The organism is Tychonema sp. LEGE 06208 (assembly GCF_015207505.1).
Lineage (GTDB): Bacteria > Cyanobacteriota > Cyanobacteriia > Cyanobacteriales > Microcoleaceae > Microcoleus.
The window spans coordinates 53,010-77,846 of the sequence record NZ_JADEWT010000008.1 but is presented as its reverse complement, the minus strand read 5'-3'; the positions used below and the strand labels follow the sequence as shown (position 1 = coordinate 77,846).

General features: G+C 45.8%; 24 protein-coding genes. 14 read left to right on the top strand and 10 right to left on the bottom strand.

The window, feature by feature from the left end; all coding sequences use genetic code 11:
- Positions 1-13: 13 nt before the first annotated feature.
- Positions 14-1,645 (top strand): DUF3352 domain-containing protein, encoded by a 1,632-nt coding sequence (locus IQ263_RS03935; RefSeq protein WP_194066270.1) that lies wholly within the window; start codon positions 14-16, stop codon positions 1,643-1,645.
- A 478-nt stretch (positions 1,646-2,123) separates the two neighbouring features.
- Here IQ263_RS03935 and IQ263_RS03930 read toward each other — a convergent pair whose 3' ends face one another.
- From IQ263_RS03930 to IQ263_RS03920, 3 genes are all read right to left on the bottom strand, one after another.
- Positions 2,124-2,321: a hypothetical protein gene (locus IQ263_RS03930; protein WP_172187588.1), complete on the bottom strand. Its 198-nt coding sequence runs from the start codon at positions 2,319-2,321 to the stop codon at positions 2,124-2,126.
- Between the two features lie 197 nt (positions 2,322-2,518).
- Positions 2,519-2,935, bottom strand: a complete 417-nt coding sequence (locus IQ263_RS03925) for a tetratricopeptide repeat protein (protein WP_194066269.1) — start codon at positions 2,933-2,935, stop codon at positions 2,519-2,521.
- Between the two features lie 97 nt (positions 2,936-3,032).
- On the bottom strand, positions 3,033-3,386 hold the full coding sequence (locus IQ263_RS03920; RefSeq protein WP_194011029.1) for a HesB/IscA family protein: 354 nt from the start codon (positions 3,384-3,386) through the stop codon (positions 3,033-3,035).
- Between the two features lie 354 nt (positions 3,387-3,740).
- Here IQ263_RS03920 and IQ263_RS03915 point away from each other — a divergent pair, with 354 nt between their 5' ends.
- Entirely contained in the window at positions 3,741-5,384 is a 1,644-nt protein-coding gene (locus IQ263_RS03915) for a DUF6930 domain-containing protein (protein ID WP_194066268.1), read from the top strand.
- A gap of 450 nt (positions 5,385-5,834) precedes the next feature.
- Here the strand turns inward: IQ263_RS03915 and IQ263_RS03910 are convergent, their stop codons facing one another.
- The gene (locus IQ263_RS03910; RefSeq protein ID WP_194066267.1) at positions 5,835-6,155 is read right to left on the bottom strand and encodes a hypothetical protein; all 321 of its coding nucleotides are present in this window, start codon (positions 6,153-6,155) and stop codon (positions 5,835-5,837) included.
- A 66-nt stretch (positions 6,156-6,221) separates the two neighbouring features.
- Between IQ263_RS03910 and ppk1 the strand changes: the two genes are divergently transcribed.
- The gene (gene ppk1 / locus IQ263_RS03905) at positions 6,222-8,402 is read left to right on the top strand and encodes a polyphosphate kinase 1 (RefSeq protein ID WP_194066266.1); all 2,181 of its coding nucleotides are present in this window, start codon (positions 6,222-6,224) and stop codon (positions 8,400-8,402) included.
- A gap of 321 nt (positions 8,403-8,723) precedes the next feature.
- Here ppk1 and IQ263_RS03900 read toward each other — a convergent pair whose 3' ends face one another.
- Together IQ263_RS03900 and IQ263_RS03895 are read right to left on the bottom strand one after the other, a co-directional pair.
- A complete protein-coding gene (locus tag IQ263_RS03900; protein ID WP_194066265.1) occupies positions 8,724-8,897 on the bottom strand; it encodes a hypothetical protein in 174 nt (57 codons plus the stop codon).
- 191 nt (positions 8,898-9,088) lie between these two features.
- The gene (locus IQ263_RS03895; RefSeq protein ID WP_194011035.1) at positions 9,089-9,349 is read right to left on the bottom strand and encodes a hypothetical protein; all 261 of its coding nucleotides are present in this window, start codon (positions 9,347-9,349) and stop codon (positions 9,089-9,091) included.
- 317 nt (positions 9,350-9,666) lie between these two features.
- On the opposite strand from IQ263_RS03895, the gene IQ263_RS03890 reads away from it, so the two are divergent.
- From IQ263_RS03890 to IQ263_RS03880, 3 genes are all read left to right on the top strand, one after another.
- Entirely contained in the window at positions 9,667-10,218 is a 552-nt protein-coding gene (locus tag IQ263_RS03890; protein WP_194066264.1) for a DUF2854 domain-containing protein, read from the top strand.
- 495 nt (positions 10,219-10,713) lie between these two features.
- Entirely contained in the window at positions 10,714-11,784 is a 1,071-nt protein-coding gene (locus tag IQ263_RS03885) for an FAD-dependent monooxygenase (protein ID WP_194066263.1), read from the top strand.
- A 24-nt stretch (positions 11,785-11,808) separates the two neighbouring features.
- Positions 11,809-12,276, top strand: a complete 468-nt coding sequence (locus tag IQ263_RS03880) for a DUF3598 family protein (protein WP_194066262.1) — start codon at positions 11,809-11,811, stop codon at positions 12,274-12,276.
- Between the two features lie 123 nt (positions 12,277-12,399).
- On the opposite strand, the gene IQ263_RS03875 is transcribed toward IQ263_RS03880, so the two are convergent.
- Both IQ263_RS03875 and exaC read right to left on the bottom strand, forming a co-directional pair.
- Positions 12,400-12,747 (bottom strand): DUF779 domain-containing protein, encoded by a 348-nt coding sequence (locus IQ263_RS03875; protein ID WP_194066261.1) that lies wholly within the window; start codon positions 12,745-12,747, stop codon positions 12,400-12,402.
- 165 nt (positions 12,748-12,912) lie between these two features.
- The gene (exaC, locus tag IQ263_RS03870) at positions 12,913-14,433 is read right to left on the bottom strand and encodes an acetaldehyde dehydrogenase ExaC (RefSeq protein ID WP_194066260.1); all 1,521 of its coding nucleotides are present in this window, start codon (positions 14,431-14,433) and stop codon (positions 12,913-12,915) included.
- Positions 14,434-14,731: 298 nt separating this feature from the next.
- On the opposite strand from exaC, the gene IQ263_RS03865 reads away from it, so the two are divergent.
- Positions 14,732-15,469 (top strand): A/G-specific adenine glycosylase, encoded by a 738-nt coding sequence (locus IQ263_RS03865; protein WP_194066259.1) that lies wholly within the window; start codon positions 14,732-14,734, stop codon positions 15,467-15,469.
- 192 nt (positions 15,470-15,661) lie between these two features.
- Here the strand turns inward: IQ263_RS03865 and IQ263_RS03860 are convergent, their stop codons facing one another.
- Together IQ263_RS03860 and IQ263_RS03855 are read right to left on the bottom strand one after the other, a co-directional pair.
- Entirely contained in the window at positions 15,662-16,906 is a 1,245-nt protein-coding gene (locus IQ263_RS03860) for a sensor histidine kinase (RefSeq protein WP_194066258.1), read from the bottom strand.
- A gap of 795 nt (positions 16,907-17,701) precedes the next feature.
- Positions 17,702-18,313 carry a thylakoid membrane photosystem I accumulation factor gene (locus tag IQ263_RS03855; RefSeq protein ID WP_194066257.1) on the bottom strand — a complete coding sequence of 204 codons (612 nt, stop codon included), beginning with the start codon at positions 18,311-18,313 and terminating at the stop codon, positions 17,702-17,704.
- A 426-nt stretch (positions 18,314-18,739) separates the two neighbouring features.
- On the opposite strand from IQ263_RS03855, the gene IQ263_RS03850 reads away from it, so the two are divergent.
- From IQ263_RS03850 to IQ263_RS03820, 7 genes are all read left to right on the top strand, one after another.
- Entirely contained in the window at positions 18,740-19,642 is a 903-nt protein-coding gene (locus tag IQ263_RS03850; protein ID WP_194066256.1) for an undecaprenyl-diphosphate phosphatase, read from the top strand.
- An 80-nt stretch (positions 19,643-19,722) separates the two neighbouring features.
- Positions 19,723-20,490 carry a class I SAM-dependent methyltransferase gene (locus IQ263_RS03845; RefSeq protein WP_194066255.1) on the top strand — a complete coding sequence of 256 codons (768 nt, stop codon included), beginning with the start codon at positions 19,723-19,725 and terminating at the stop codon, positions 20,488-20,490.
- A 341-nt stretch (positions 20,491-20,831) separates the two neighbouring features.
- Entirely contained in the window at positions 20,832-23,390 is a 2,559-nt protein-coding gene (locus IQ263_RS03840; protein ID WP_194066254.1) for an AAA-type ATPase lid domain-containing protein, read from the top strand.
- Positions 23,391-23,417: 27 nt separating this feature from the next.
- The gene (locus tag IQ263_RS03835; protein ID WP_194066253.1) at positions 23,418-23,639 is read left to right on the top strand and encodes a hypothetical protein; all 222 of its coding nucleotides are present in this window, start codon (positions 23,418-23,420) and stop codon (positions 23,637-23,639) included.
- 83 nt (positions 23,640-23,722) lie between these two features.
- Entirely contained in the window at positions 23,723-24,061 is a 339-nt protein-coding gene (locus tag IQ263_RS03830) for a hypothetical protein (protein ID WP_194066252.1), read from the top strand.
- A 61-nt stretch (positions 24,062-24,122) separates the two neighbouring features.
- On the top strand, positions 24,123-24,455 hold the full coding sequence (locus tag IQ263_RS03825; protein WP_194066251.1) for a DUF433 domain-containing protein: 333 nt from the start codon (positions 24,123-24,125) through the stop codon (positions 24,453-24,455).
- Positions 24,456-24,461: 6 nt separating this feature from the next.
- Entirely contained in the window at positions 24,462-24,815 is a 354-nt protein-coding gene (locus IQ263_RS03820; RefSeq protein WP_194066250.1) for a DUF5615 family PIN-like protein, read from the top strand.
- Positions 24,816-24,837: the final 22 nt, after the last annotated feature.

Here is a 24,837-nt window from a genome sequence, read left to right as displayed (position 1 = left end):
AGAATCAAAAACAATGCCTGCAAAAAAACCAAAGCTTCTAATTGCTGCCGCCGCCGTCGCAGCAGGTAGCGTCGCGGTCTACTTTTACTTCCAGGGTTTGAGCCAACAAATATCAAACCCTCAAGAAAGCGCCAAAGTTGTACCCGACGAAGCAACGATGGCCGCCTTCATCTCCCCCAATCCCCAAGCGCTGGCTCAGTTGCAGCAATTTGGTACTCCGGGCGCTCAAAAGTTAATCGGTGCGGGTTTGAAGGCCTTTCAAGAACAAAGCTTGGCAGGCACTCAAATCGACTTTGACAGGGACTTAAAGCCCTGGCTGGGGGGGGTGATGGTTGCTTTGTTGCCACCGGATGCTGGGGCAAAAACAGAGCCTCCTAAGCTACTGGTTGTAGTCAGCGTCAAAAATAAAATTAGCGCTTGGAATTTTGCGAATAAATTAAAATCTCAGCAAGGTGCAAAAACTCAAGAAACTGAGTATAAAGGAGTTAAAATTTCGGAAATTGCTGAGCCAACTGGCAAGCGCTACAGTGTGGCTTTGCTGAACGACCAATTAGTTATGGCTCCTTTGAGAAAGCCTGTGGAATTGGCGATCGACACTTTTAAAGGAGCACCCTCCCTCGCTACCCAGCAGAGTACAACTAAGTTTTTTTCCGAGAGTGCTGGGGTAAAGAATCCGATCGCCACTGTTTACATTGCTGATTATTCAGCCTCCGTGCAGCAGTTGAAAGCTAATTTTCCCGATGATTTGCAACCGCTTTTGACCGTGATGCAGCAGTTCAAACAAGTCAAGTCTTTGGTTGCGGGAATAGGGGCGGACAGTTCGGGATTGAGGGTAAAAACCATCGCTCAGCTAGACCCTAAATTAATGCAGCAAAATTCGCCATCCCCGTCGAAATTGTTGTCGAGATTTCCCGGCGAAACTATTGCTTTAGTCGGCGGTAAGGGACTGGATAAAATTTGGTCGCAGGCGACGGCAGAGGCAAAGGATAGCCCGGAAGTCGATCGGGGAATTCAGCAGGTTCGCGATAGTTTTAAGCGGTTGGATTTGGATGCAGATCGCGATGTTTTTGGCTGGATGAATGGGGAATTTGCGATCGGGGCGATCGGTTCGGATCGAGGTATTTTGTCTCAGTTGGGGATGGGGGCGACGATGATTTTTGAAACTAGCGATCGCCCCGCAGCAGAAGCCACCCTCGAAAAACTCGATGCGATCGCCAAAAGCAATCCTACAGTCAGTGTCGCCCCCAGACAAATTCAGGGAAAAGAAGTTACAGAGTGGAAAATACCGCAGCAAGGCACTTTATTCGGCCACGGTTGGCTAAATGAAAATTCTGTGTTTGTCGCTTTCGGCGGCCCTTTAATTGATGTCATCACGACAGCGCCACCGCAACCGCTAAGCAGCAGTCCGAGTTTTCAGGCGATCGCCACTTCTTTACCGCAAGCCAACCAAAGTTACTTTTACATAGATATGGAAAAAGCCATGTCTTGGGCCAACCGTTATTTACTCGCAATACAGCCCAATTTAGTTTCGCCACCAGTGGCTGATTTGCTCAATTCTCTCCGAGGAGTTAGCGTAGCGACAACTTCGACAGAACCGACAACTGCTAAGCTTGAAATGCTGTTTGCCTTAAAATCTCACAATTAGGCGATCGGGAATCGGGAATCGGGAATCGGGAATTGGTAATTGGTAATTGGTAATTGGTAATTGGCGATCGGTAATTTTTCTATCCATTAAATCCATTACAAAATCCGTTGCCCAACTTATTTCGATCCGTTACATCCCGTACACTGCTTCTTCCCTCTTCCTTCTTCCTTTTTCCCTCTTCCTGATGACTAATGACTAATGACTAATGACGGCAGGAGGGCGTGCACGCACCATCCACCGCCCCTACTGACTAATAACCAATAACTAATAACTAATAACTAATAACCAATAACCAATAACCAATAACCAATAACCAATAACCAATAACCAATAACTAATAACCAATAACCAATAACCAATAACTAATAACCAATAACCAATAACCAATAACCAATAACTTCTCAAAAAAAAGTTGCTGCCTCTCCAGGGAGGGCAGCTACTCAAATAAAGCATTTTAATGTCTCTCAAAACTTCTAGATTAACCTTCAGACATTCCCGACTTATTCGGCAATTGCAAGTCATCGGGATCTACATAATGACAAACTGCTTTGTCCATACAAATCAATGCCCAGCCGGATTTATCGATGCTCATCAACTTGTAAGAAGCTGGCTGAATAAAGAAACCTTTGTGGTTGCGGGTGGCAGGTTTGATGTTAACGTGGCTGTCATTGCTCATGTTGTTACAACTCCTAGTATTTATTGTAGTCAATTCTCAAAACCGCTGAGCTGGTTTGTCGATCGTCTAAGTTTTAAAATACTAACACTGCCTTTCTGAATTTTCCATAAAGTTATTTATTGATTTATTACGAAATTGTAATAAATTACTAACTCTATTTCCTTGATCCCCGCTAAATAATCGGCTTTTCTAGGTATTTACGGCTCTAAAAGCCACTGCTTGACACGGGCGAGACTCTTCCAGTCGGGTTTTCTGCTTAATCCGTCTTCAAAATTTTTTTTAACTTCGTCCAGCAACTCTTCGGAAGCCATCAGAAGTTGCTGAGCGACTTCTACGTGGGGACGCACTCCTTTTTCTTTGAGGTCGAGGATCGCGACTGCCAGGTTGATGCGAGCTTGGGGGTCGTGAGGGTTCAGTTTAACGGCTGTTTTGGCGGCCTTTTGAGCAGATGTGGGTTTATTTTCCAAGAGGTACAGCCACGAGAGGCTAGCCCAGGCATTGCCATTTTTGGGAGCTTTTTCGCACACTTCTTTGAACACTGGGATCAGATTGGCAGGGGCTTCGCCAGCTTGGTAGCGATCGAAACCTTCTTTAAACAATTCTTCTGGAGTCATGCGATTTGAGATTGAGAATATGAGATGTGGAATTTTGGATCGATCGAACAGGGCATGGCACAATTAATAACTTTCGGTGCCACGCCCTATTTTAAGTTTAGGTAGAAAAAGAACTACCGCAGCCGCAAGTCTGAGTAGCGTTGGGGTTGGTAAACTTAAACCCGCCCCCGATCATGGCATCGCTGAAGTCTAGCACCAAGCCGTAGAGATAAAGAATGCTTTTGCGATCGCACACTACCTGAAAACCATCGTAGTCAAACACCTCATCGTCGGATTTCACAGTGCTCGGGTCTGCGAAGTCCATCACGTAAGACATACCAGAACAGCCGCCCTGGCGCACCCCTACCCGCAAGCAGAGGTCTGTACCTTGTTTTTCTCGAAGAGCTAAAACTTGACGGACAGCAGAGTCCGTCATTTGAATCCCTCGCTTTTGTGAAATGGCTTGAGTCATAATTTGCCGAACTCCTGAGACTGTCTAATGCTAAGAGTTTAATCTTATCCCTCTATTGTACAGGGAATTAGTCAGTTGGCAGTTGGCAGTTGGCAGGAAAGCTGTTGACGGTTGACGGTTGACGGTTGGCTGTTGACGGTTGACGGTTGACGGTTGACGGTTGACGGTTGACAGGAAAGCTATTGACTGATGACTAATGACTAATGACTACTGCCTACTACCAACTGCCTACTGCCAACTCATGTCTCCTTTCCCAAGCTTGATGTCCTCTCCCCCCATAGGGTTTATGATTGATAAGCAGCGGTTGACCGGCTACCGGCACCGCAACAATGCTTCACCCAACGGGCTTACTCTATGGCAGCGCTGAATCGCTCTACTCTTCGTCGGTTACAAAACTTACCTCAAATTCCCAGCGTGTGGGAGGGCGACCGCCGACCCTTATCTAATGCTGACTCGCACATGATGCTAGAGGACGACAACGATCCGGAAGCTGGTGGCGAGTGCATTCTCTGGGTGGACGGCTCTGAAGGCGTCGTGAGGGCTATGGACGTGGTAGGGCCAGATGCCGGCCCAGAGGCGATCGTCCGGGCTCTGCTGCGAGCCATGGAACATCCCCAAAGTCCGGCTCCCGCAGTCCGCCCCCAAAAAATAGTAGTCAAAAACCGAGAAATTCAATTTTACCTGCGCGGCGTACTTCAAGATTTGGCAATTTCCATTGACTACGTACCGGAATTGCCCCTAATCGACGAAATCTTTCGGGGAATGGAAGAGGTCGCTGTAAATCGACCTCCCGAATTACCCCCTCAGTACGCCGAAGTTCTCATGGAAAAAGCCGCTCAAATTTGGCATGATGCTCCGTGGCGGACTTTGAGAGAACACCAAATTATATCTATTGAAATCAATCAGTGGGATGTTGCCAGCCTCTACGTGTCTGTATTGGGACAAGGCAGAATGGACTACGGAGTTTTGCTGTACCGTTCTCTAGAATCCTTGAAGCGGTTTCGGGAGCGAGTCGTCAACGATGAATCTTTTGAAGATTTAGAGCAGGCTTTTTTAGGACAAGACTGTTTGTTTCTCACCTTTGAAAGTGCAGCCGATTTTGATGAAGATGATGAAGAGGACGAAATTGATTTAGCCGATTTGCCTCCATCGGAAATTGAACCGAACTTTGGTAATTTGCATCCTTTAGAAGGATTGCGATCGATTCTTTACGAAGAAGAAGCTCTGACGATGTTAGTTGCTCTCGAAGCATTTCACCGCTTTTTCCGCAACAGTCGCCGGAAATTGGGAGCAGATACATTTCCCACTCTCAGCAGTCGCTACCGCATCCCCGTTCCGCAGCCTGATGGAGAAATTCATCAGATATCCGTTAAAGTTTCGACAATGCCCGAGGTATCTGTCGAACTATTAGAGATGCTCGACGATGACGATGATGATGAGGATGATGAATTTGAAATGCCACTGTTGCGGGACGATTTGGTGCCGCCAAATTCATTCTTGAGTCTCGGTGTCGTACCTTGGCAAACGGTAGAGTTTCTGCGAGGAAATGCCCAGTTTCACCAAAGTGCAGAAGTTGATATTAAGGCCGACGGAGACGGTTTGCCTGTGGTGATGATCCAAACTTCCAATCCGAAGGCAAAAACTATGATTCAGGATTTGAAAGAAGCTGGAGGGGTCAAGGCAATTTGTTTTAATCCGGGGGAAGATCCTTTTCAAGACGAGCAGTACGATTTGGGTATTTTGCAAGCTCAAAATGGAGAACTCTATTTATTTGGGGAGTTTAATGAAAACGACCCGGTGCATCAGGAAGCTCGCAAAAAATGGGAGCGCCGCTGTCAGTTAACGAACGGTTGGTGCGGTTTGGTGATTGCTAAAGGCTTGATGGGTGCTTCTCGCGGTCAGCCTCAATTTAAGGATATGATCGCTTTATTTGAGGTGCGCTGGGTATCTGCTAAAGACCTGGGAATTGGCCCGCTTGAGTTGATGCCGATGTTTTGAAGGAAGAGTTGATATTTGATGGTTGATTGTTGATAGGAAGAGTTGATATCAGGAATAAGGAAGAAGAAAATGTAAAAATAGTTATGTATGGTGCGCTAGGCGCACCATAGTTGTTTAATTATTAGATTTCTCAAAACTAGAAAATTGTTGTAGTCAAATAGTAGAAATTTAGGAATGAGAATTTAATAATTTAAGTGATTGCTCGTTACTAAACCCTTCCTAGTAATTGTTCTGGGGCGATGAAGAGCCTCCTTCGATCTTGCAATTTACGGGAGAGAGGACTGTAGGAGTTGCTTAAGTTATTAAGTTTTCGATCCTTAGTTGTTTTGACCGCGAGGAGATGAGAGGTCTATTAAATGATCTTAAAAAAAACAACCAAGAAACGCAGCGATTAGTAGGTGTAAATTATGAGTATCTAGAATAATTAATAGAACTCTGTACCCAACTATATCAAACAATCTTCCCCGCAGATCCAGATATCCCCGCAATCCGCAACGCCCCGGAATTCAAGGGATTAATTCCGCAGCTCAAAAACCTGGAGCAAAAACCGCACCTTGCCTTAATTACCGATATACCGCTGGAATTGCCGCTAACAAATTTGGCGGTGGATGGAGAGGATTTGTTGCAGGCGGTGCAGGATGGGATTGGGGGGATTGGTGCGTGATTTTGGGGGTTTTGGCACTCCGAAAGTCCGGTAGGGGTTGAAATATCTGGCGGATTTTCGGGTTGTGCAATGCCTAAGTGCGATCGAGCAAAAACAGATACGAACAAATCCTTTAACCTACAATATTAATTCACCAAAGCCATCACGCCCGCCTCCCCCAAGATTCCCAAACCATGTCCAAGCCCAAAAAGACCACCACCAAAACCTACACCGAAATCAACCTCAGCGACCCGCAATACTACTTCAACCGAGAACAAAGCTGGCTGGAGTTCAACAACCGCGTGCTCCACGAAGCCCTAGACCCCCGCACGCCCCTGCTAGAAAGACTCAAATTTCTCGCTATTTTTAGCTCAAATCTAGACGAATACTTTATGGTGCGCGTGGCGGCACTCAAGCAGCAAGTAGAAGCAAAAGTCAGCAAATTGACCTCCGATGGCAGCAAGCCCCAAGAACAGCTAGATGCCATCCACAAGCGCTTGTTGCCGATGGTTACTCAGCAACACGCTTATTTTGACCAAACCCTGCGGCCGAAATTAGTAGCAAACGGCATCCACATTCTCGACTACATCGACCTCAATCAAGAACAGCGCAATTACTTGCACCGCTACTTCCAAGAACAAGTATTTCCCGTACTCACACCCCTAGCGGTTGACCCCAGCCACCCATTCCCTTTCCTTTCCAATCTCAGCCTCAATTTAGCAGTTGTTGTCAGAGACCCGAACACCCAGGAGGAATTGTTTGCCCGCGTCAAAGTACCGCAGGTTTTGCCTCGATTTTTGCAGCTACCGGGGGATTTGCAATGGCAGCAAAAAGGCAAGTCTCCTGTGTGGACGGGGGTACCTCTAGAACAGGTAATCGCGCACAATTTAGAGGCTTTGTTTCCGGGGATGGACATTCAGGAATATCACCCGTTCCGCATTACTCGCAATGCTGATTTGACTGTGGAGGAAGATGAGGCGGAGGATTTGCTGCTGGCTATAGAACAGGAACTCCGCAAGCGTCGGTTTACAGGTTCTGCGGTGCGCCTGGAAATTCAAGCGGTTATGCCGCCTGCTGTGCGAGATATGTTGAAGGATGAGTTGGATCTCGGGGAGCAGGATGTTTACGTCGTAGAGGGGCTGCTAGGCCTCAAGGATTTGATGTCTTTTGTCGGGCTGCCGGTGCCGGAACTGAAAGACCCCCCGTGGACTCCGGTGGTGCCGCCGCGCTTGCGGAATTCGCAATCGCCAGTTTTAGGCAAATCGATGTTGGATGTTGAGGATGGTGAGGATATTTTCACGACTATCCGCCAGGGAGATGTGATGCTGCACCATCCCTATCACTCGTTTGCGGCGACGGTGCAGCGGTTTATTACTGAGGCGGCGCACGATCGCTCCGTGTTAGCCATTAAGATGACTTTATACCGCACTTCTGGTGATTCGCCGATCGTCAGTGCCTTAATTGAAGCAGCGGAAAACGGCAAGCAGGTAGCCGTTTTAGTCGAGCTTAAAGCCCGGTTTGACGAAGAAAATAATATTAATTGGGCTCGCAAGTTAGAACAAGCTGGAGTGCACGTTGTTTACGGTTTGGTGGGACTAAAAACCCACACCAAGATTGTGATGGTAGTGCGCCGCGAGGACGGATTTATTCGTCGCTACGTCCACATCGGCACGGGAAATTACAACCCGAAAACGGCTGGACTGTATACTGATGTGGGTTTGTTGAGTTGTCGCGAAGATTTGGGTGCGGATTTGACGGACTTGTTTAATTATTTAACCGGTTATTCGCGGCAGATATCTTATCGAAAATTGTTGGTTGCGCCGGTCAATATGCGCGATCGATTTTTAGCATTAATCCGCCGCGAGGCAGAATTCTGTCGGTCGAATAGTGATAGCGGCATGGGTAGCTGCGGCCGGATTGTTGCTAAAATGAATGCTTTAGTTGACCCTCAAATCATTGTTGCTTTGTACGAAGCTTCGCAAGCGGGAGTTAAAATTGATTTGATTGTGCGGGGGATTTGCTGTTTGCGTCCGGGCGTTGAGGGTGTTAGCGAAAATATCAAGGTTATCAGTATTATCGGCCGCTTTTTAGAGCATTCGCGGATGTTTTATTTTTTCAACGGTGGCGACGAAGAGGTGTATATTGGTTCTGCTGACTGGATGCAGCGCAATCTTACAAGACGGGTTGAGGCGATCGTCCAAGTGGAAGATCCGACTATAGTGATGGAGTTACAAGAAATTTTGGGTGTGATGTTGGCGGACAACCGTCAAGCCTGGGATTTGCAACCTGGGGGACACTATTCTCAGCGGCGGCCGCCTGCTAATAACCCGGAGGTTAGTTCCCAACAGATTTTGATGGATATGGCGATGAATTAGTCAATAGTTGTTAGTTGTTAGTCATCAGTCATCAGTCATTAGTAAAATTTGCAGTTAGCAGTTGTCTGTTCTTGTTACCTATTAAGCTATTGTGCATTTAATTTTCAATGTCATGGCGGGTTCTGGGGGCTACAAAATTTTTACTAACATAACTATAAAAATTAAATGCGCTGCCGCTTAGCTAACAACTGATGACCAATGACTGATGACTGTTGACTGTTGACTGTTGAGTGTTGACTAACAACTAACAACTAACAACTAACCACTAACAACCAACAACCAACAACTAACAACTAACAACTAATGACTAATGACTAATGACTAATGACTGTTAAAAGTACGCTTAAATTCTTCTAACAAATCGTCAATTTCCTCGATCGCCTGACTGACATCGATTCTCAGAGATCCCAAGTCCGATCGATCTAACAGCCGCACGAGAGATTCCCGCTTGATTTCGATTTCTGCTACGCGCTCTTTAATTGTCTGTGCATCCATTGTTTTTCGCCTTTGCTACTATTAACAAAAATATTTGACATTCCCCCTGCGAACAGACGAGAATTTTTAATTCGCCGACATGGATTTCTGAGTTCGTCCTTCACTGTTTTTTATATTGTAAGTGACGAACGCGATCGGGGTTTTTGAATCTGTGTTATATTTTGATTGTACCTCAAAAAATGAGCTAAACTTCAACGCAGAAAAGGCGGACGCTTAGAATCTGCGGGTTTGTTTTTCATCACTTCAGTTAAAAATCGCTTCAGAGCTTTCTCGCGATTTTTCATAAAAGCCGACCAAAATCCCGGTTGATATTCGTCCATCGTCTTGGCTAGGGCCCAGACATCGATCGCTAAGATATTATAAAGCCTTTCATCTTCGCGTTTGAGCGAGTTAATCTGCTCTAGAACCGACTTGTTTGTTACCGCAGTTTTTCTGTCTTCGTCTTTGATCATGTCCGAAAATTGGTTGAAAGGGCAAGATGGTCGATCGCAAGTTCAAATCTCTATACTTTAATCATACTGCCGATCTCGATTGCCTTCTGGAACCCGCGCCACACAATTTACACGGATATTTACCAGTCGCAAGGCCGCTGGGGAAAGCGGGATAAGTTTTGGGCGAGAGACAAGATTGTGCGCGCACAGCCCTCCCGCCCTTATTGACGCTAGCAGTTTTCGCAGGTATTTTGGCAAAAAAACTAAATTTTTTCCATACTTTTTGCCCGATAATAATTAAAGTATCTTGTTTCTGTCGGACTACTTACCTCACGAATATGTTACGTAAAACTTCTTTAGCAAGCCTAGCCTTAGTTGTGGGCGGTATCCTAGCAGTAGTCGGTTTCTATGCCTACTTCACCGACAAACCTACCTTAAATCTAGCCGGGTTTTTTTATGGAATTCCGCTGTTGTTGGGAGGGTTAGCGCTGAAAGCAGCCGAACTCGAACCAGCGGAGTTCACCCAACCCACCTCTCCCGAAGTTCTCCTCCTGCGAGAAAGTCAGGCCACGGAGACTCAAAACCAAGTCCGCAAAGATATCACCCGATTTCGCTACGGCCAACCCGCGCACTTAGATGATTCTCTGGAGCGCTTGGGGCTGGCCCCGACAGACGAGGAACGGCCTGTCCTCCAAGGGTTGCGGGAAGTAGATGTGGATGGTGCTTACGGGTTAATTCTAGAGTTTTATTCGCCACTGATACCGATCGAAGTTTGGGAAGAAAAGCAAGAAAAAATAGCTAAATTCTTTGGCCCGGGTTTGGATGCACAAGTCACTCAAAAGCCTGATGAGAAAGTTGAGTTGGCTTTAATTACCAGTCCTAAAGCTTAATGTGGTTTTAAGTTTTGAGTGCGAGAATTTTCAATTTGGAAAAAAGCATTTTTTTTATTACTCGTTACCAGGCTCTGCCTGGTAATGCAGGTGCGGAGGCTCTGCTTCTTTTTACCTCGCGACTTGTGGAGATAGAAAAGCGTGACAGATGCTTGAGTTATTAACTTTTCGTTCCTGAGTGTGAGAATTTTCAATTCACCGATTATATTATGTGCGGTCGATCGATCGCAATCAAAACGATTCGATCGTTCGGACGTTAGTTATAGGAAAAAAACAACTAAAATCCGAAGGATCAAACCAATAGGATCGTTAAAGCTGACATGATATTAATTATTCATCCTGCATCGCTTCCAATACTGATTTTAGCGACAGCTTGAAACCTGTCGCTATCAGCAAAAGCTCGATCGCCCGTTGAGATTTTGCCCAAATCTTATTTTATGTAATTATAATATTCCTTGAGGAGCGATCGACCATCTTAAATCAGGAGCAGCACAAATGGTTCCGTCCCAGACCCGGATAGGTATTATCGGCGCAGGAACATCAGGATCGTATCTGGCAATTCTGCTGATTCAACAAGGGTTTCAGGTTGATTTGTTTGAAAAAGCACCCCATCCGCGCACCGACGGCTGCGGTATCCTGATCGTACAACCAGGTATGCAAGCACTGCATCAAGGCAACCCGGAAATTACCGAAAAAATTATCAATTCGGGCGATGCTGTCAAAGTATTCGAGTTTCGCAACCTGCGCGGCGGTGTCATCAATTCCGAACCCGTCACCTACGAAGAAAACGAACTCCCCGGAATGCTGGTACACCGCAAAGCTATATTAGAAGCAATCCTCGACGAATTACCCCCAGAATGCCTTCATTTTAATGCAGAATTAGCATCGATCGCCCAAACCGAGCACAGTGCCATCGCCCACTTTAAAGATGGCAGTAAATGGGAAGGCGACCTGTTAATTGGTGCCGATGGAATCGTCTCAAAAGTTCGTCAATCTATAGTTCCCAACGTAGAACTATTCTATTTAGGCGATATCGTTTGGCGAGGAATAGTCGAAGATAATAGCTTCTGTCCAGAAGGAAACTTTTTTGTGTATGTACGCGGTAGGGGAATTTATGCCAACTTCTTTCACATTGGTGGAGGGCGCACTCATTGGGGTTTCTTTATCGAAAAAGAACGCGCCGACTCCGAAATCGGAAAACTGCAACCAAATAATACTATCATTCCTCCCCAAGAACTAGCAAAACTCCCAGACGATGCCAGAAAACTAATTGAATCAACCCCAGTCGAAAATATAGTCTGTCGTTTTTCCTACGACATTGACCCCCTACCAAAAATCTATGATAGTCGTGTTATCTTAATAGGAGATGCGGCCCACGCCAAAAGTTCCACACGCGCTAGAGGAATGACTTCTGGTTGGGAAGATGGTTTGTATTTAACCAAACATCTCGCAGAGAGTGCGAATATTCCCGAAGCGCTAGAAAATTTTCAAGCTGAAAGACTTCCAATAGTCCACGAATATCAACGTACTAGCCGTGAAATGAGTCTGAAAATAGGTCGCCGCTAGAAATAGCAAATAGGAGCAATCCCGATGTCAGAAAATATATCTTACCCTCCTGATTTAGAAAAAGTACCGGAAATTTTCACACGTCACATTGGCACTTGGCAAGGCGAGTACATTAAAACCGATACTCGCGGACAGTTTGCTCGCAGCTTCTTCGGTAATTTTACCGTAACGATTGAAGGAAGTCACTACCGACAAATTAATAATTACCAATACTCAGACGGTTCTCGCCTCCAGCTTAATTTTCAAGGAGAGTTTGAAAATCAGATTTTGAAACTGTCTTCTAGCAGTTATTCTGATTTTGCGGCAATTGCGTGGGATGCCGGCCAAGAAACCGTTTGCTTTCGGGCAACTAAAACCCAAGATAACGCACTGATAACCTTCGTTGAAACAATGACATTAATCAGCGAAAATCAGCGAGTTCGCAGCACTCAAGCCTTTAAAAATGGCATTTTTGATGGCATCTCATTTATTGAGGAAATGCGTTTGCCCTAAACAAAGTAAACACCGCAAAAAACGCCCAACTTCTCAATAGAAATATTATTTCTCTCTTTCCTCTTTCTCTGCGCCCTCTGCGCCCTCTGCGGTTCATTGCAAATAAAATTAAACTAAACAAAGTCAATCAGCATTAACAAATAAGCTGGAACGAGTAATAAAACGCTCTCCATCCGGCCCTTCCAGGGAAAAATCGCTGCCTCCGGGCCCGGATGCTACGTCAATAATTAACTGCGTTTTCTTCCAATGTTCGTATTGCTGCGCTCCAATATAAAAGGGACAACCGCCTATTTCGCCGAGTAATACGTCACCATCACCGATTATCAATTCGCCATCGGGAAAGCACATGGGGGAACTACCGTCGCAGCAACCGCCGGATTGGTGAAACATCAATTCTCCGTGTTGAGTTTTGAGATGGTTGATTAATTTTAAAGCGGCTTCTGTGGCTGTGACTTTTTGGATATTTCCCATTTTATCCTGTTTGTGTAGCAATTTTATTTTGTTTGTGAATGAGATTTTTTTTTATTAACCGCAGAGGGCGCAGAGGGCGCAGAGAAGGAGAGGAAAGAGAGAAAGAAGGAGTTGACGAATTCTTGAAGTTGGTCCTTCTTCCTTTTTTTTTCAGTATTTAAAGCCTTAGAAGAAGCCTAAAGCTTTGGGGCTGTAGCTGACTAATAAGTTCTTGGTTTGTTGGTAGTGATCCAACATCATTTTGTGATTTTCGCGGCCGATACCGGATGATTTGTAGCCGCCGAAGGCTGCGTGGGCGGGATACAAATGATAGCAGTTTGTCCAGACGCGGCCTGCTTGGATGGCGCGGCCCATGCGGTAGGCGGTGTTGATGTCGCGAGTCCAAACTCCTGCACCTAAGCCGTAGAGGGTATCGTTGGCAATTTCTAAGGCTTCGGTTTCGTCTTTGAATGTGGTAACAGCTAATACTGGGCCGAAGATTTCTTCTTGGAAAATTCGCATTTTGTTGTTTCCTTTGAAGACTGTTGGCTGGAAGTAATAGCCTTCTTGCAAGTCGCCGGATAGGATGTTTCTTTCGCCACCAATTAGACATTCTGCGCCTTCGGCGTGTCCGATTTTGACGTATTCGGCGATTTTTTCCATCTGGTTGATGGAGACTTGCGCGCCTAGGGCGGTTGTCGGATCTAGGGGGTTGTTTTGTTTGATTTGGCGGATGCGATCGATCGCCCTTTCCATAAATCTATCGTAGATTGACTCCTGAATTAACGCCCGCGAAGGACAGGTGCAAACTTCGCCTTGGTTGAAAGCAAACATCACAAATCCTTCGACTGCTTTGTCGAGGAATTCGTCGTCTTGGGCGCAGACATCTTCAAAGAAAATGTTGGGGGATTTGCCGCCTAATTCTAGGGTGACGGGGATGACATTTTGGGAGGCGTACTGCATAATCATCCGGCCCGTAGTTGTTTCGCCGGTGAAGGCTACTTTGGCAATGCGGGGGCTGGTGGCGAGGGTTTTGCCGATTTCGGCACCGGGCCCGTTAACGACGTTGATTACGCCGTCTGGTACTAAGTCCGCGATGATTTCCATCAGTACCAAGATTGAGGCGGGGGTGGGCCCGGCTGGTTTGAGGACTACGCAGTTACCGGCGGCCAGGGCTGGGGCGAGTTTCCAGGCGGCCATTAGGATGGGGAAGTTCCAAGGGATGATTTGTCCGATGACACCTAGGGGTTCGTGGAAGTGGTAGGCGACTGTTGTGCCGTCGAGTTCGCCGATCGACCCTTCTTGGGCTCGGATGCAGCTTGCGAAGTAGCGGAAATGGTCGATCGCCAGCGGGATGTCTGCGAGGCGGGTTTCGCGAATTGGTTTACCGTTGTCCCAGGTTTCGGCGGTGGCTAGGCGATCGAGGTTTTCTTCCATGCGATCGGCTATTTTGTGCAACACCCGCGCCCTGTCTGCTGGGCTCGTCTTACCCCACTTGTCTTTCGCGCTGTGGGCGGCATCCAGTGCCAATTCTACATCCTCGGCGCTCGATCGGGGGATTTGACAAATTGATTTTCCTGTAATTGGAGAAAGGTTTTCCGAATATTTCCCTTTCACCGGCGCTACCCACTTACCGCCGATAAAGTTGTCGTAACGACCTTGAAAAATCGACTGATTGCCGGATTGAACAGGTGCTGCTACTACCATTTTATTACCTGCTTTAAATTTGTTTTTGCGGACTGTTGAAATCTCTTAAATGTCAACTATCGTCTATTCTTTGGGACTTCGGTCATTTTTTATACAAAATTTTACATTGTTGGTTGATTTGAGATTAAAGTATTTGAGCGGTTTATGGGTCGGGCGGATGCTCGACCGGGCTTTTTTTTATTAACCGCAGAGAACGCAGAGGACGCAGAGCGGGAGAATAGAAAGAGAGTTTTAAAGTTTATTTAAATCTGCTATTATATAAGTATAATCCTGGCAAGTTATCAAAAATACCAATCAAATGCCTGCATTAAATGCCGCTGTTTTGGATTCTGATGTCGAACTTGGATCGAAGCATTTGAACGCACCGAAAATCAAGTGGTTCCGCCGCCGGCTAAAAGTTTGGGCCGGGCAGAATTTCCGGGATTTTCCTTGGCGGCGTACCTGCGATCCCTACGCGATTTTAGTGGCTGAGTTGCTGCTGCAAAAAACTACTGCTGCTACTGTGGCTCCAATTTATCAGGAATTTGTCGGTCGGTATCCGACTATCTCCGATCTGGCTGCCGCGCCTGCTGCGGAAGTTGCTAGTTTGTTGCAGCCTTTGGGTCTGTTTTTTCGGGCGCAAAAGCTTCAGGAATCGGCGCGGGTTATCCTGGAAATATATCGGGGAAATGTTCCCCGCACCGAAGCTGAGTTGCTGAAACTTCCGGGAGTTGGAAAGTACATTGCGCGATCGGTTTGCGCTAATGCTTTCGGACAGCCAAAAGCTGTGATCGATACGAATGTTGCTCGGATTTTGCAGCGTTTTTTTGGGATTGAGGGCGGTAAAGTAAAATCGCGATCGCCCGAACTTTGGCAAGCTGCAGAACAAGTCGCTCCCAAACAGCAAGTCGGGTATTGGAATTTAGGACTGCTGGACTTTGGGGCGGCAGTTTGTACTGCCAAAAACCCCCGCTGCTGCGAGTGTCCGCTGCAACAGCAGTGCGAGTACAAAATTAGCAGCGAAATCAACGATCGGCTAATTTTCCTAGTTAATTAACAAATATTGTACGGCATTTGTAGGGGCGATTTTCCAAACATTTTCTGATTTTCCCAACTAAAAATAAAAATGAATAACCCTTGAAACAGGCTGGTTCATGATAATTATTCGCCCCGATATCCTGTCCGCTCGATCAACTGCAACCGCGACGGGTTCGCAGTGCGGGCGACCGTCCGCACTGCGAACATTTAATTAACTGTGCCTGAGCGGAATCTCTATGGTAAATTTAGTACCTTTTCCAGGTTCAAAAACATACTTTAACTCTCCTTTGTGCTGCTCTACAATTATCCGATAGCTGGCAGCAATTCCCAATGTCCGGCTGTCTTCTATAGGTTTTGTTATCAAAAATGAATCGGAAATTTGCGCTGCGATATTTGGGCTAGTTGCCAGGCCGTTATCAGCAATTTCAATGGCAATCCGCTGAGCATCTATCACCTTAGTGCCAATCACAATCATCGGCTTAAAGTTGACCGATTCCGACTCGCCCAGCTCTTGACTCGATTCTTCTAAAGTATCGATCGCGTAATTGATAATATTCAGAAAAGCTTGATTGAGCTGACCTGCGTAACACTCAATTTGCGGCAGATTTCCGTATTGCTTCATCACCTTGATATCCCGCCTCCCCTCGCGGGCCGGTAAGCGGTGCTGCAACAATAACAGAGTGTTTTCTAAACCGTCGGAAATATCGAATAACTGCCAGCCAGAGCGATCGCTGCGGGAAAAATCCTGTACCGATAAGATAATTTGCCGGATGCGATCGCTCCCGGTTCGCATGGAACTCACAATTTTTAATAAATCGTCGAGTACAAATTCCACATCCATATCTTGCTGTTTTTCCAGAATCTCCGAGTCGGGATTGACTAGGTATTTTTGATACAATCGCAGCAGTTCTATTAAATCTGTAGCGTAAGTTTGGACGTGAGTGAGATTGCTGTAAATAAAAGTAATGGGGTTGTTAATATCGTGGGCGATACCAGATACCAATTCCCCCAAACTAGACATTTTTTCAGTTTGCAGCATTCGATCGCCCGACAGTTGCAATTTTTGCTGAGTGCAATCCAACTCCAGCCTCAAATCCCGCGCTCGCTTCCCCGCGCGTACCCGCCCCAACAATTCCTGCTTAACTATCGGTTTAAACAGAAAATCGTCAATCAGCCCCTCCAATTCTGGAACTTCTGCAAATTGCTCTGGTGTTGTCAGCAGCACAAAATAAGTAGCCGCCAATTCTCGATCGGCTTTCACTAGGCGGCACATCTCCAACCAGTTGATTTGAGGCGAATTCCCGTCGCAAAAGATCGCATCCGGGGAGAATTCCCTCGCCAAATTTAAAGCATCCTTACCGTCGAGGGCGACTCTCACTTGATGTCCCTCCCTCTCCAGTAACTCTTGCACGACTTCAAAAGTCGCAGCCTCCGCGATCGTCAAAATCTTTGCCATAACACCATCTCCACAACTTATTCTTTAGGATACAGCCACTAGAATTGCCCAGAGTTTCATCACATTGGATTGTTAGCTTACGCTTCTTTTGTTAAATTCACTTATACTGGGTTTTTAGCATCTCCTAATTTTTGATTAACATAATATTGTCACCACAGTTACCAAACTCCAGCCGAGAGTTACAATCACCGCCAGCCCACTTTTATATTATAATAACAGCGTAATTTTACGGCAAAATTTCAAACAAAAAAATAAACTTTAAACCAAGCATTTGAGACTGGCAAGACGGGAGGATCTCCTGCATTACAATCAGCGATTACCATCCGCGAGCGAGGACGATCGCACTATTATAGATCAATACAAAACACCGGATGCTCTCGACCAAACTTTCTCTAGGCATGGCTAATTAATTCTTACTAAACCCGCCAGGGAATAAATTCCCTGTCTGCAAGCGAAAGTCGTCAGTCGCCGACTAAAATATGGATTTATAGTCGGCCGCCTACGACTTGGGAGCATCTCATTTTTGTAAAAAGCATTTTTTAATTATAGTGCGAGCATCCCGCTCGCGAGCGGGGACAGCACCATCATTAAATGCAAAATATCAGATGCTCCCGACGACTTTCACTCTAAGATTTTGGTTCAGTAAAACCCTGGCTGGCTATAGCTTTAAGGAGAATGAATTAACCAGGTTTTTCTGGCTGCGATGCAGCGCACTTTACACCTGTATGACACCGAAAAATATCTTTCTGGAATCATTTAAAATTGCAGCAACAATTAGCAGTCGGCCCTTAGATATTACTTCGACAATTCGACGTTGAGTTCGTTCACTATACGGCGTTTCAGCGGGAGGGATTTTTCTCGGGGCAGCAAGTCAAATACTTTCCGAAAGGCATCGTCTACTTGTTCAAACGGTATTTGTCCTTTCTCGTTAAAAACTACTTTTCCAGATTGGTCTAAAATGACGGTTTGAGGTACAAAACCTTCGTAATAATGACCTGGTTCGGTGAGTTCCGGTGACGGTTGCGGAGGCAACGAGTCAACGCTTATCGGCATGATATCTGCCTCGCGGCCGTAAAATTCCTGGAGTTGAGATACGACGATCGCGTATTGCTTGCTGTCGCTGCTGTCGTCTGTGTAAAACACTAACAATGCCGGTTTGTTGCGTTTGAAAGAATCTGTAAGCTTGACTTTAGGAGGAACTAGGGAACCGTTGCCGGCGTAGAGGGCATAGATAGTGCCGTCGAAGCGATCGTCCGTGAGACTTGCGAAGGCTGGCGGTGTGCCCGCGAACAGTATCAAGTTAAAGGCGATCGCCACTGTTAAAATACTGGCTGACAAGATTCGCCGCAGCAAGCGGATGCCAGAATCAGCATTAACAGTTAATTTTTTGGATGCAGAAAATATCATAGGTTGTTGGCAGTTGCTGTAAGCTGGCTTCATCAAAAACAAAAACTTTTTTAAGTTTATCAGCAAATGTATGCAAATGTTCCTGAGTAGGTTAAAGTAGTTTGGAATAGACTATGATAATTTGCTTGTTGTTGCGATCGACCGCCAGGATCTCAATTAATGCAAAAAGTATGTTGTTATAGTACCCTCCCCCCGATCGAGTATCGTATATTCTCCCTAGGGGGCGACAAAACAACCAATTCAAAACAGAGATGCTACCCTACGGACAAGGCGATTCAACTGACAAAATATCGCTATTTGGGCTTTTCAGCGGAGGGCTGGAAGTTTCCGCACCACAAGAAAAATTATTTTTTGTGGGCTTGACTTCTAGCTTCTGAAAATAGTGCAAAATGTCCAATTCAACTGATAACTAGAAACAGACAACTAATGATAGCTTTGCTTGACGCATTCCTCGCCCAAACGCCCGCTGCTGATGTTGGCGGGCCCGCTCCACTCAATTTGGTGCAGACGATTGTTTTAGGAATTGTACAGGGATTAACGGAGTTTTTACCAATTAGTAGCAGCGCTCATTTGAAGGTAGTGCCGATCGCCCTAGGATGGGGCGATCCGGGGGTTGTTTATACTGCTGTGATTCAGTTAGGCAGCATTGTCGCCGTGCTTTGGTATTTCTGGAAAGACTTGACAAATATAACTCTGGGTGCAGTCAACGCTGTGGTGCAGCGCGACTACAAATCGCAAGAGTTTAAAATGGCATTGGGGATTGCTTTGGGAACAATACCTATAGTCTTTTTTGGGCTGCTAATCAAGATATTTGTTCCAGATTTTGACAAATCGCCGCTGAGGAGTTTGGCTAGCATCGCCATTGCTTCGATTTTCATGTCGCTGCTGTTAGCAATAGCCGAAAAAATTGGCAAGCGCGATCGCACTTATGAAAATCTAACCGTCCAAGATGGTATTTTGATGGGATTAGGTCAAGCAATGGCATTGATTCCGGGGTGTTCGCGATCGGGTTCCACCCTAACAGCAGGATTGTTTCTGGGACTGGAAAGAGCCGCCGCCGCGCGGTTTTCTTTTTTATTAGGAATTCCGGCAATTACTCTGGCTGGATTAGTAGAATTGAAGGGTGCGTTGAGTTCAGGAATCGACAGTGCTGGACTTGTGGCTTTGATAGTGGGAACGATTTCGGCCTTTGTGTTTTCCTATTTGTCTATCGCGTGGTTGATGAAGTTCCTACAAACCCAGAATACGTGGGTGTTTGTGTGGTATCGGCTGGCCTTTGGCGTGGCTATCTTGACCGCGATTGCAGGTGGAGCATTGAGAAATAGTTAATAGGTGAAATAAGCTTAGCAGGAGCGAATTTAGCCGCTCCTGCCCTACAAAATAGCAGCAAACAAGGACAAAATTAAACTATGAGCGCACATCAAAAATCCATCATCGACCAATTCACCCGTCAGGCTGTGCCATTCGCCAACTTGTACGGCCATACAAATCAAGAATCTCTGGATTTATTGATGAAAATGGCCAACGTATCTGACAAGGATACAGTTCTAGATGTTGCTTGCGGCCCCGGTATTGTTGCTTGTGCTTTTGCGGCAGTTTCCCATCACGTTACTGGCATCGATTTAACACCAGCAATGCTAGAACAAGCCCAGATTTTGACCGAGCAAAAAAACTTGACTAATCTCTCGTGGTTGCAAGGCGATATCGAGACGCTACCGTTTCCCGATGATAGTTTTTCCATTGTGCTGAGTCGTTACGCTTTCCATCATTTTTTGCGCCCCGATGTTGTACTGTCGGAGATGGTTCGGGTGTGTCGCCCGGGCGATCGCGTTCTAATTGCTGACGTAGTAATGCCGCCGGAAAAAGTTGATGCTTACAACTATATTGAAAAACTGCGCGATCCATCTCACACTCGCGCTTTGACTCTGGAAGAGTTGCCAAAATTAGTTGCTGATGCCAACCTTCACAATGTGAACTTGGCATTTTACAAAGTAGAATTAGAACTAGAACAGCAGTTAGCGGCTTCTTTTCCAAACCCAGGGGATGGCGATAAGCTGCGACAAATTGTTAGAGATGATATTGGTGTTGACAGTCTGGGAATTGGCGCACATTTGCGAGGGGATGCAATTCATTATGCGGTTCCCATCGCTGTGATTGTGGGGGAAAAAGCAAAGTGATAGTTAACAAGTAAAGGGAGCATCTCAGTTTGGCAAAAAGATTTTTTTTGTAGTGAGAGCGTCCCCCCTCGCGAGTGGTACAATAGGCGAGGGGGGGCCCTCGCACTATAAGTAGAAAGGCGTAAATATTTGTAGTTGGGATGAGGCAGGAGTCAGGAGACAGAATGCAGGAGGGATTGGGGTTTGAGCCTCATTTATCTTTCTTAACACAGTTGTGTTTTTCCCCACCGACTTACTTAAATGCCAAACTGAGATGCTGCTACTGGTGGCAAAAATCAATTAAAATTAAATAATTTATCCTACACCAAGCAGCACAATTCTATTTTCGCCGAGGCTAAGCGATGTCTACCGAAAAATTAGTTAACTGGCTCGAATCAAACACCGAATTAGGCATATTATCCCGCGAGATTTTACAGGCGATCGCGCTGGAAATGGAAATGGCAACTTTTCCCACGGGATTTCGAGTGGTAATCGAAGATACGCCCGTCACCAATCTCTACATCCTAGAAAGTGGACAAGCCGATCGCTACCGGCGCAAACAACCCGGTTTAATGTGGGGGAGTAGTTTGTTACCGGGGGCGATCGTCAATTTATCAGCCCTCCAACGATCGCAACCGGCAGATAGTCGAATTATTGCCCGTACAGAATGTCAATTTTGGGTAATTAGTGCCTCGCGCTGGCGCAGTTTGCTAGAAAGATATCCACGCATCACCGAAGCCTACGCTCAACGCTTGGCCGCGAAATTAGAGCAGCTAGAATCAGAAATCGCCTACGAAAGAGAGCGTCAAAACGCCCTCCGCAGCTATCTAGTACCAAGGGCGAAACGCGGAGTAATTGGAAATAGCCGTTATGCAGTGAAATTGCGCCAACAAATTCGCACAGCATCAAGTGACAATCGATCGGTATTAATCTCTGGCGAACCTGGTTTAGAAAAAGATAACTTAGCAGCTTTAATTCATTTCGGTTCCCACCGCCGCAACGAACCAGTTATTCAGATCAAAAGTGCCTTGCTGCAGGCTAATGGAGCAGAATTATTCGGGCGTTTGGGCGGCAAGCCAGGATTGTTGGAATGGTTGGGCGAAGGGACGTTAATTTTCAATGACGTGCAAGAATTACCAGCTCAATTATGCCCCCAAATTCAGCAACTATTAACCGAAGGAACCTATACATTAGTAGTCAAAGAAGGACAAATACCACCGCCACCGCGTTCTACTAATGCCCGCATCATTTTAATCTCAGAAATTGTGCAGCCCAAGCTAGATAAGCTGACACAACACAAGATTAAAGTCCCATCCTTGCGGGTACGAAAAACAGATTTAGAAGCACAAGTCAACTATTATCTCAATATCATTGGTCGCAAAAAGAAATTAGTCAAGCCCCAAGTCACACCAGAAGCAATTCGCCGCTTGCAAGCCTACGATTTCCCCGGTAATTTGCAGGAATTGCAGGGAATGGTCGATCGCGCTTTAGTTCAAGCCCAGGGAAGTCAGGTACTAACCGAAGAAGTATTTTGGGCTCAGGCGGCGAAAAAACAAAAATTTCGCCTGAATTTATTAAATATCTATCCTAAATTTAGGCAATTTTTACGGAGTGATTGGTATCCAGATCGCGTGAATTATTGGTTTACCAGTTGGGTATTTGCATTAGTAGTAATCATCCTATTTGTTGCCCCCCAAGATAGAGAGCATAATTTTGCTCTGAACATTTTCTGGGCCTGGTGGTGGCCGTTGATGTTATTATTATTCCCCCTTGTCGGGCGATTGTGGTGTGCCTTTTGCCCCTTTATGATTTATGGGGAAATCGTCCAAAAACTATCGCTGAAAATTTTCCCGCGAACTCTCAATAAATGGCCCCGCCAACTAGCTGAAAAATGGGGTGGTTGGTTTCTATTCGGACTATTTACCCTAATCTTTCTCTGGGAAGAGTTGTGGAATTTAGAAAATACCGCCTATTTATCCAGTTGTTTGTTGTTGCTAATTACGGCGGGGGCGGTAATTTTCTCGCTAATTTTTGAAAGGCGGCTTTGGTGTCGGTATTTATGCCCGATCGGAGGGATGAATGGATTATTTGCTAAACTTTCAATCATTGAACTGCGCGCCCAACAAGGAACCTGCGCCGCGGAATGCAGCACCTACCAATGCTATAAAGGCGGCCCAGGCTTGGGGGAAGGATTAACCACTAATGGATGTCCAATTTATTCCCATCCCGCCCAATTAACTGATAATAAAGATTGCGTCTTGTGCATGACTTGCTTAAAAGCTTGTCCCCATCGATCGGTAGAATTAAATGTGCGCCCTCCGGGAATCGAATTATGGACAACCCATGTTCCTCACAGTTATGAAGTTGCCTTGTTATTTCTATTATTAGGCGGTATCTATCTCCATCGCTTACCGGAAATCGATAGTTTATTGGGGCTGGGCATCAATTTAGAGCAATTTTTACCTCACTTAGGAATGTCGCTCGCGGTGTTAATTATTCCGCCGCTGATTCCCTTAGTAGCTTACGCCGTCATGCAGGCAATTTACCGATTGGGACAAGCAAAAAGTATCCCATTTACAACCTATAAACCTCTCTCATTTGTCTCTCTCGCCTACGGATATCTACCTCTAGTTTGGGGCGGTAGTTTGGCTCACTATTGGCGATTGGGTTTGCAGGAAGGCGGGCGAGTGATTCCGGTAACTTTTGCCACTTTCGGACAAATTAGAGATGATTTACCGAGTTTTGTAGGAGATCCAGCGGTGATTAGCTTTTTGCAAGGTTTTACTTTAATTCTCTCATTGTTGGTGACGATATTTGTGACTCAGAAAATTGCCAAGCGATCGATTAAATCTTTGATTCCTCAGCATTTAGCGAGTTTGTGCCTGATGGTGAGTTTGTGGTATGCGATCGTGGGTAACTAATGTAAAATAAAACCAGGAGGATTTACTATGACTTCACAACTTCAAAAAGCGATCGATCTTGCTCAGTCAATGTCATTGACAGAACAACTTGAACTACTTAAAACACTATCCACTATTATTCAACGCACCCATTCTCTGGAAACTCAAGCTACGACAACAGAGGAAGATACAGATTTTTTACGCCTCAGCTTTCGCCAATCTTGGCAGCAAGCCATGACTGGACAAACATTACCCCTTTCTCAACTTTAGGAGGGTTTAGCACAACTTCTGAAGAATCAGATGCTTTAGTCTTTTCGTTATAATCCCATGAGTAAACTGGCTGGAAGCAAACTATGTCAATACCGAAAAAAGGAACAAGAAAAATTATTGTAGATGGGGAACCTTTCGTCTGGCTAATCCGAAGACAAGCTGCTAATCTGCAAGCAGAATCGGGAAATCTTCATGTTGCTGTCGAACACGCTGATAGATCGGGATCGGTGTTAGTTATTATCACCGATAGAGCTCATTCTCAAGGTTGGAATCCAACAACTAACTGTACATTTATGCCAGTAACACCCTCTGATGTAGCACAATGGATACGGCAAGCGGTGCAACTCGGATGGCAGCCAATGCGATCGGGAATAACTTTTCAGGTGCAGATTGCAGGAGGATGTGCAGAAAAAATATATTAGAGCCGGGAGTGTCGATCGGCTATGCTGAAGATAGAAAATTCACACCGCCCTCAATCTCAAAATGCTACTCGTTCCTACGGCTGAACCAATTCCGCTTGTGGCTGATGCAAACGGTGTCATCCGCATTAGCACAACCAGAGTCACCTTAGATACAGTCCTTACAGCTTTTCTAGAAGGAGCCACAGCAGAAGAAATCCGGGAACAGTACCCGTCTCTTGAACTTTCGGATATTTATTTTGCGATCGGCTACTACTTGCGACACCAATCCGAAGTTGATGCTTATCTGATGGAACGTCAACGTCTTGCCGCAGAAGTTCAGCAGGAAGCAGAAAAGCGTTTTAACCCAGTTGGAATACGCGATCGCTTATTAGCAAGACGCAACCAAAAAGGGTAGTTTTATATGCTGCGATTATTGGCTGATGAAAACTTTAACAATCAAATTGTTCGGGGTGTTTTGCGGCGGAATCCCGATGTTGAGATTGTCCGCGTTCAAGATATAGGACTCAGAGAAGCAGACGATCCAACAGTCTTAGAATGGGCTGCGCTGCAAGGGCGGGTTGTACTAACTCATGATGTAGCAACCATGACAAACTTTGCCTACGATAGAATCGAAGCTGGTTTGGCGATGCCAGGGTTATTTGAAGTCAGCCGCCGTGTTGCAGTGGGTTTGGCGATTGAGGAAATTTTGCTGATTTCTGAGTGCAGTCTGGAAGGAGAATGGGAAGGACAAGTGCGATTTTTACCTTTACGCTAACTGCCATAAAATTGTCATAATT